This window comes from Azohydromonas aeria (assembly GCF_009760915.1).
In the GTDB taxonomy this organism is placed as follows: Bacteria; Pseudomonadota; Gammaproteobacteria; order Burkholderiales; family Burkholderiaceae_C; genus Azohydromonas; species Azohydromonas aeria.
On record NZ_VIDQ01000061.1, the window covers coordinates 37,377 to 43,978 of the forward strand.

The 6,602-nt window shown below is 66.6% G+C and carries 5 protein-coding genes and 1 pseudogene; 2 read left to right on the top strand and 4 right to left on the bottom strand.

Features of this window, described 5'->3' with window-relative positions; translation table 11 throughout:
• Positions 1–252: 252 nt before the first annotated feature.
• Together FJ694_RS26565 and FJ694_RS26570 are read left to right on the top strand one after the other, a co-directional pair.
• The gene (locus FJ694_RS26565) at positions 253–594 is read left to right on the top strand and encodes a hypothetical protein (RefSeq protein ID WP_157270499.1); all 342 of its coding nucleotides are present in this window, start codon (positions 253–255) and stop codon (positions 592–594) included.
• Between the two features lie 286 nt (positions 595–880).
• Positions 881–1,177 carry a hypothetical protein gene (locus tag FJ694_RS26570; RefSeq protein ID WP_157270500.1) on the top strand — a complete coding sequence of 99 codons (297 nt, stop codon included), beginning with the start codon at positions 881–883 and terminating at the stop codon, positions 1,175–1,177.
• A 113-nt stretch (positions 1,178–1,290) separates the two neighbouring features.
• On the opposite strand, the gene FJ694_RS26575 is transcribed toward FJ694_RS26570, so the two are convergent.
• The 4 genes and pseudogenes from FJ694_RS26575 to FJ694_RS37365 form a co-directional block, all read right to left on the bottom strand.
• Entirely contained in the window at positions 1,291–1,488 is a 198-nt protein-coding gene (locus FJ694_RS26575; protein ID WP_157270502.1) for a hypothetical protein, read from the bottom strand.
• Between the two features lie 710 nt (positions 1,489–2,198).
• Positions 2,199–4,337 (bottom strand): putative bifunctional diguanylate cyclase/phosphodiesterase, encoded by a 2,139-nt coding sequence (locus tag FJ694_RS26580; protein ID WP_157270504.1) that lies wholly within the window; start codon positions 4,335–4,337, stop codon positions 2,199–2,201.
• Between the two features lie 29 nt (positions 4,338–4,366).
• The gene (locus FJ694_RS26585; RefSeq protein WP_198321009.1) at positions 4,367–6,256 is read right to left on the bottom strand and encodes a CHASE3 domain-containing protein; all 1,890 of its coding nucleotides are present in this window, start codon (positions 6,254–6,256) and stop codon (positions 4,367–4,369) included.
• A 157-nt stretch (positions 6,257–6,413) separates the two neighbouring features.
• A pseudogene (locus FJ694_RS37365) lies at positions 6,414–6,602 on the bottom strand (hypothetical protein); the annotation flags it as partial.

Consider the following 6,602-nt stretch of genomic DNA (forward strand, 5'->3'; position numbering starts at 1 on the left):
CCGACGCCACAGCGAGCGTTGGCCCCGGGCGTTGTTGCTGGTTGGGGAACGGGTCGATTGGTGCTGGCTCGGCAGCAAGCAGCCCAGCCGTGCCCTGGATCAGGAAGCGCTGTCTGCGCCGGCAGCTTCTTGGTCCCAGGTGGCGTAGTACCCCACCGGCATGGTGGCTTGAGGTGGCACCCACAAAAACAAGCTTGCCCGACGGATGGCGGGATGACACCGCGTGCACGGCTGCGCAGGACCCTCCTGGGCTTGAAACTCCACGATGCGTTGGAGCACATGGGCCATGTCGCACCGGTGCTGCGCGATGCTGCACCCACGTCAATCCGCCGTTGCCTGTGGAAAATGATTCCGCCCCACCCGGTGAAAGCGCCGTGCTGCGCATTGCGCGCTCTGGCAAGCACAGGAACTGCAGATGGACCCGCCTGGAGATTGCCGCTGCAAAGAACCAGGTACTGCGTCATCGAGACCGAAAAGCAGGGGGCGGCTCAGGTTGCTCGAACAGCTGAAATGCAGCGACTGCGCTACGACACGACCAAAGCACAAGCGCTGCTTGATGCCGTACAGGAGCGGCTTCATCCGGCACTGCGATGATGACGTGGCTCAGGCCGCTGCAGTGAGGCGCCAACGCATCGCCAACATGCAGGCAGACAGCGGTAGTGGTGGTGGCATGAGCCTCAGGAAAGCGACACGGATGCCAGCATTCTGGGACTGTATGTCGCAAGTCTCCCTGCCCTTGATAAGCCTGGAGTATGCAGAGGTCTTCCGTCAAAAGGCAATCCTACAGGAGCAGTGAGCGCGAAATGAACATGACGGTCGTGTCGGATCGATCGACCACTGCTGCGTCAGCGCCTGCTCAACGTGACCCCCAAGAAAAGGATTGGAGCTGAAATTCGTGTTGCAGGGCCGGCATGCTCATGGGTCTCAAGGACTGGCCTGCTACAAGGTCAGCAACAAGGACGGCGAGAAGATGCAGCAGTACGAGACTGCGCTGGAGAGGGCCCAGCGACTGGCCAGGGAAAGCGAAGGCCCGGCAGCGACGCAGGCAACGTGGATCAAGGAGTTGAAGCGCCTGGGTTACGACACGACAGAAGAGGAGCGCACGCTGACCAGCATGAAGGAGGCAGTGTGGAACGCCTATGCGGAATTGTCCTGTCAGCAGACCATCGCCCAGTAGCAGCAGTACCCAACTCGCTGCGCCTTTTGTCCACGGACTGCGATGTTCATGGTCTGGTTGTGCCGTTTGCTGCGCAACTACACCAGCGGCCGACTAATTCAGGCAGCCAGCAATCAACGAGACTTGGCAGCCCACTGCATCACGAGTGCTGCCTCGGCACCAAAACGCTCGCGCAGCGCGAAGATCTCGCTGCGCACCTGTCCCAGCGTCAATTCACCACGCCAGGCGCGCTGTTCCAGGTCAGCCATGGCCGACAGGTATTCAGCAGGCGGCCCCTCCGGAGAAAGGCGAAACATCGAGGTGTTTTCCATGATCGGTCTTTTGGTCGTGAGTGCCAGGCCAAAGGGTGCTCGTTCAGCTTCACAGCCGACGAACACCGTTCACTTCTGGACTTGCTGCGATGCAGCAATTGTTGTTCCCTTGAGGTTGGGAGCCAACCCGGAAACCACGTAAGTCCAAACCCTGGTTGTAGAGGGCACAGGCTGGCGCTCGGAAACAGGTCTTTACGGTGGGATCGCCGACACCAGTGCCCTTGGCTCGCCTGCTCCAACCGGGACGTCGCAGCAGCAGCGCGCCTTGTGAAATGTCGGCGCTTGAGGCGTAAGCTGGCTCAACTCGCGGCAACGGACGGCGCACCGTTGAGCCACGCCGGGCGGCAGCAAGGCAGGAGCATGGCAGGAGACAAGCGGACGCTAAGAGCAGAAGGCTTTGCCGCAGGGCAGCGCGTGGGCAGTCGATGCCCGTATCCGCCTGGCTCCAAGGAGGCGGCATATTGGCAAGCGGGCTGGGTGGTGGGGGTTTGCGAACGTGTCAAGACCGAGGAGCGCCACGACAGCCAGCCTCACAAGTGGCGCCGCATCCTGAGGGTGCTGCAGGCCCTGGTCAGGCCTGTTGCCAAGTCCCGGTCCTGACAGAAGCTCATGCCTGTCCGTTGAACCAGCGATCCACAGCGCATGCCGATCGCGCCATGAGCTTCGGCCGAATTTTTGAATTCCGAGCCAGCCCGGCCCGGGTGCCGCGGCTAGGGGCGGCCGCGGGACTGGAGCAGTGCGGTCACCGCGGCCACGGGCTGCGGACGGTGGAAGCGGTAGCCCTGCGCCCGGGTGCAGCCCATCTGCCACAGCAGCGTGGCCTGCTGCTCGTTTTCGATGCCCTCGGCCACCACGGTCAGGCCGAGCTTGCGGGCCAGCTCGATGACCGCGCCGGCGATGGCGGCGCTGCGGAGGTCATCGGCAATCTCGGCCACGAACGAGCGATCGAGCTTGAGCTCGTCCACCGGGAAGCGCTTGAGATAGGACAGCGACGAGTACCCGGTGCCGAAGTCGTCGATGGACAGCTGCACGCCCAGCGCCCTGGCCTGCGCCAGGTTACGCAGGCTGACCTCGACGTCGCGCATGAGCACGCTCTCGGTGATCTCCAGCTTCAACCCGGCCGGGTCCACGCCGGTGTCGCGCAGCAGCGCGCCCAGCGCGGGCATGAAGTCCTCGCGGCTGAACTGCTCGCTGGAGACGTTGACGGAGATGGGCGGCGGCTCCAGGCCCTGCGCACGCCATGCGGAGCTTTGCCGGCAGGCCTGGCGCATGACACACTGGCCCAGGGGCACGATCAGCCCCGACTCCTCGGCTGTCTCGATAAAGTACGCCGGCATGAGCAGTCCGCGTCTGGGATGCTGCCAGCGCACCAGGGCTTCCAGCGCAACGATGGCGCGGGTAGTAGCGGCCACGATGGGCTGGTAGTGCAACACCAGCTCGTCGTGCTCCAGCGCATGGCGCAACTCGTGCTCGACAGCCAGCCGCTGCGCCATGCGCTCGCTCATCGAGGCGCTGTAGAAGCTGAAGCGGTTGCGGCCCCTTCTCTTGGCGTCGTACATCGCCATGTCGGCCGCCCGCATCAGCTCTTCGGCGTCCAGCGCGTCCTGTGGATGCAGCGCGATGCCCAGGCTGGGCGTCACCAGCGTGGCGTGCTCGGCCAGCATGAAGGGCTCGCTGAAGGCTCGCAGCACCCGCTCGGCCAGCGTGGCCGCACCTTCGGCGCTGGTGACGCCCTCGGCCACGATGCAAAACTCGTCGCCGCCCAGCCGCGACAGCACCGCATCGCCAGCGCCCGGCACGGGCGGCTTGATGCGGGCCACGCCGTCGTCCCGCCGCAGCCGGTGCTTCAGGCGCTGCGCCACGGAGCACAGCAACTGGTCGCCCACCGAGTGGCCCAGCGTGTCGTTGATGCGCTTGAACTCGTCGAGATCCAGCAACATCAGCGCGAGCCCAGGGCTGCCCTCCCCTGACTTCTGCAGCGCCTGCGCGATGCGCTCCTGCAGCCAGGCGCGATTGGGCAGCCCGGTGAGGCTGTCGTGGTAGGCCAGGTGCCGGATGCGCTCCTGCACAACGTGCCGCTCGGTCACGTCTTGCACGGTGCCGTGCACGGTCAAGGCCGCGGTGGCGGTGCGGCGGGCGCGGCCGCACAAGCGAACCACGCGCCGCGGCGTGCCCGGCCGCACCCCGACCGCGTAGTCGGCCTCGACGGTCGCGCTCCTGGCGTCGGCGGCCGCGAGCAATGCTTGCCGCCACTGCTGCCGGTCGCCCTGCGCCAACATCGCGAAGAAGGCATCGAAGCCCGAGTCCACCGGCGGCAGCCCCTCGTGCTCCAGGATGCGCAGCGCTTCCGGCGAGGCCTGCACCGAGTCCCGGGCCACGTCCCACTCCCAGCTGCCGAGGCCCGCCGCGCGCTGCGCCTGCGCCAGCCGCTCGCGGCTCTGGGCCGCATCGCGCAGTGCCTGCGCCGAGCGCAGGACGTAACGCAGCCGGTGCGCCAGGATCTCCCAGTTAATGGGCTTGGCGATGAAGTCGGTCGCGCCGGCGTCGTAGGCCTGGGCCACCGAGGTTGCATCGTCGTGCCCGGTGAGCACGAGCACCGGGATCTCCGCACCGCCCGGGCGCGAGCGCAACAGGCGGCACACGCTAAGGCCGTTCATGTCGGGCAGGCCGATGTCGAGCAGCACGAGGTCAGGCAGCGAGGCGGTGAAGGCCGCGATGGCGGCGGCACCATCGCCTGCGGCCTCGCAATCGATGCCCACGCGCGCGAGCGTGGCACGAAGCATCAGCCGCGCGGAGGTATCGTCGTCGACGACCAGCGCCCGCGGGCGCTGATGACTGGAAGAGTTCATTGAATCAAAGAAAGTGGCTGTGCCGTCCGTCACGACACCGCCGCGGGCTCGCGAGCGGGGCCGGCAGCCGAGGATTCGACACTGGCCGCGCCGCGGCAGTGGCGCGACAGCACCGCCACCAGCTGCTCGATGTCCACGGGCTTGCTCAGGAAATCGGTGGCGCCGGCGGCCATGGCCTGGTCGCGCTCCTGCGGCAGCACCGAGGCGGAGAAGACGATGATCGGCACATCGGTGAGGCCCAGCTCGCGGCGGATGGTGCGCGTCGCGGTGAGGCCGTCCATCACCGGCATCTGCATGTCCATCAGCACGGCGTCGATGGCCGCCCCGGGGGCGCGCAGTGCCTGGACCGCCTGCAGGCCGTCACTCGCCAGGGTGGCGCGTGCGCCTTCGAGGCACAGCGCGCGCTCGGTGATGAGCAGGTTGGTCTCGTTGTCGTCCACGGTCAGCACGTGCAGCCCCTCCAGGCGCGGCCGCTGCGGTGCAGTCACCGGCTGCTGGGCGTAGACGGCGACAGGCGACTCGACGCCCGCGCCGCGTCCGAAGGGCAGCTCGAACCAGAAGGTGCTGCCCAGCCCCAGCGTGCTGTCCACGCCGATGCGCCCTCCCATGAGCTCGACCAGCCGCTTGCAGATCGACAGCCCCAGGCCCGTGCCGCCGTAGCGCCGCAGCGCCCCGGTCTCGGCCTGCGTGAAGGGCTTGAACAGCCTGCTCAGCGTTTCCTCTCCGATGCCGATGCCTGTGTCGCTCACCTCGAAGCGCAGCACGAGGCGTTGCGCGTCCTGCGACACGACGCGCGTGCGCACCACCACCTCGCCATGCTCGGTGAACTTGATGGCATTGCCCACGAGGTTGAGCAGCACCTGCTCCAGGCGCTGCTCGTCGCCCTCCAACTCCTTGTCCAGCCCGGCCGCCGGCAGCTCGAAGCGCAGCGGCACGCCTTTAGCATGCGCCGACGGCCCCAGCAGGCTCTCCAGCTGGGACAGCAGCGGCGCCAGCGCGAAGGCGCGCCGCTGCAGCCGCAGTTGGCCGGCCTCGATCTTGGAGAGGTCCAGGATGTCGTTGATCAGCGCGGTGAGCGAGCGCCCGGCTGCCTCGATGCGCCGCACCATGTCGAGCTGCCCGAAGGGCAGTCCGTCGCGCGCCAGCAGCTGCGTCAGGCCCACGATGGCGTTCATCGGCGTGCGGATCTCGTGGCTCATGCTGGCCAGGAATTCGCTCTTGGCGGCGTTGGCGCGACGCAGCTCAGCATTGCGCGCCTCCAGCTGCACCGACGTGGCCACCGCGATGACCATGGACAGCAGCACGCCCAGGACAATGCTGAATGCCGCCAACTGAGTACTGAACTCGGACTGCCGCTCGCGTTCGTCCAGAAGCCGCTGCTCCTCGGCACGCATCTGCGCCACCAGCACGCGGATCTCGTCCTGCAGCCGCTTGCCCTCGCCTCGGCCTACCAGTTCGCGCGCCGCTGCATACCCGCGGCTCATGCGCAGATCGATCACTTCATCGACCAAAGCCATACGCTTGGTACTCAGCGCTGCCAGCGCGGCGTAGTTGCCGAGCTGCCCTGGGTTGCCGGCGATCAAGCGTCGCAGCCGATCGAGCTCCATCAGGCTCGCACGCGCGGCATGCCGGTAGGGCTGCAGGTAGCTGATGTCGTCGGTGAGCATGTACCCGCGCTGCGCAGTCTCGGCATCTACGGTCAGGCCCAGCACCTGCCCCAGCGAGTCCAGCACCTCATGCGAGTGCGCCACCCAGCGCGCATCGTCGCGCAGCTTGAGGATGCTCCACAGCGCAGTGATCCCGACTACCGCGGTCAGCGCGATGGCGCACACGGTGGCCCGCGTAACTTGCCAGCGGCCAAAGCGCCACGTCTTGCATGGGGCCGCCAGCCCCGCGGTACCGGAGTCCGGCTGCGCCATCCCTTCTGTCCTTGCTTTCAACACTCAGCTGGCCCGGTCCGGCAGGAACGCCGTAACCAGACAATGAACACCGCCAGGTGCTCTGACAGCACGACCCGCCAAGACAGTCTGCAGCCTCAGAAAGCCGAGTGTAAGACAGGGTGACTATCCGGAAATATCATGTGTGATTGCCAGCCAACGTCAGCGGCAGCATTACGCTGAAGGTACAGCCTTGCCTTGCCTTGCCTTGCCTTGCCTTGCCTTGCCTTGCCTTGCCTTGCCTTGCCTTGCCTTGCCTTGCCTTGCCTTGCCTTGCCTTGCCTTGCCTTGCCTTGCCTTGCCTTGCCTTGCCTTGCCTTGCCTTGCC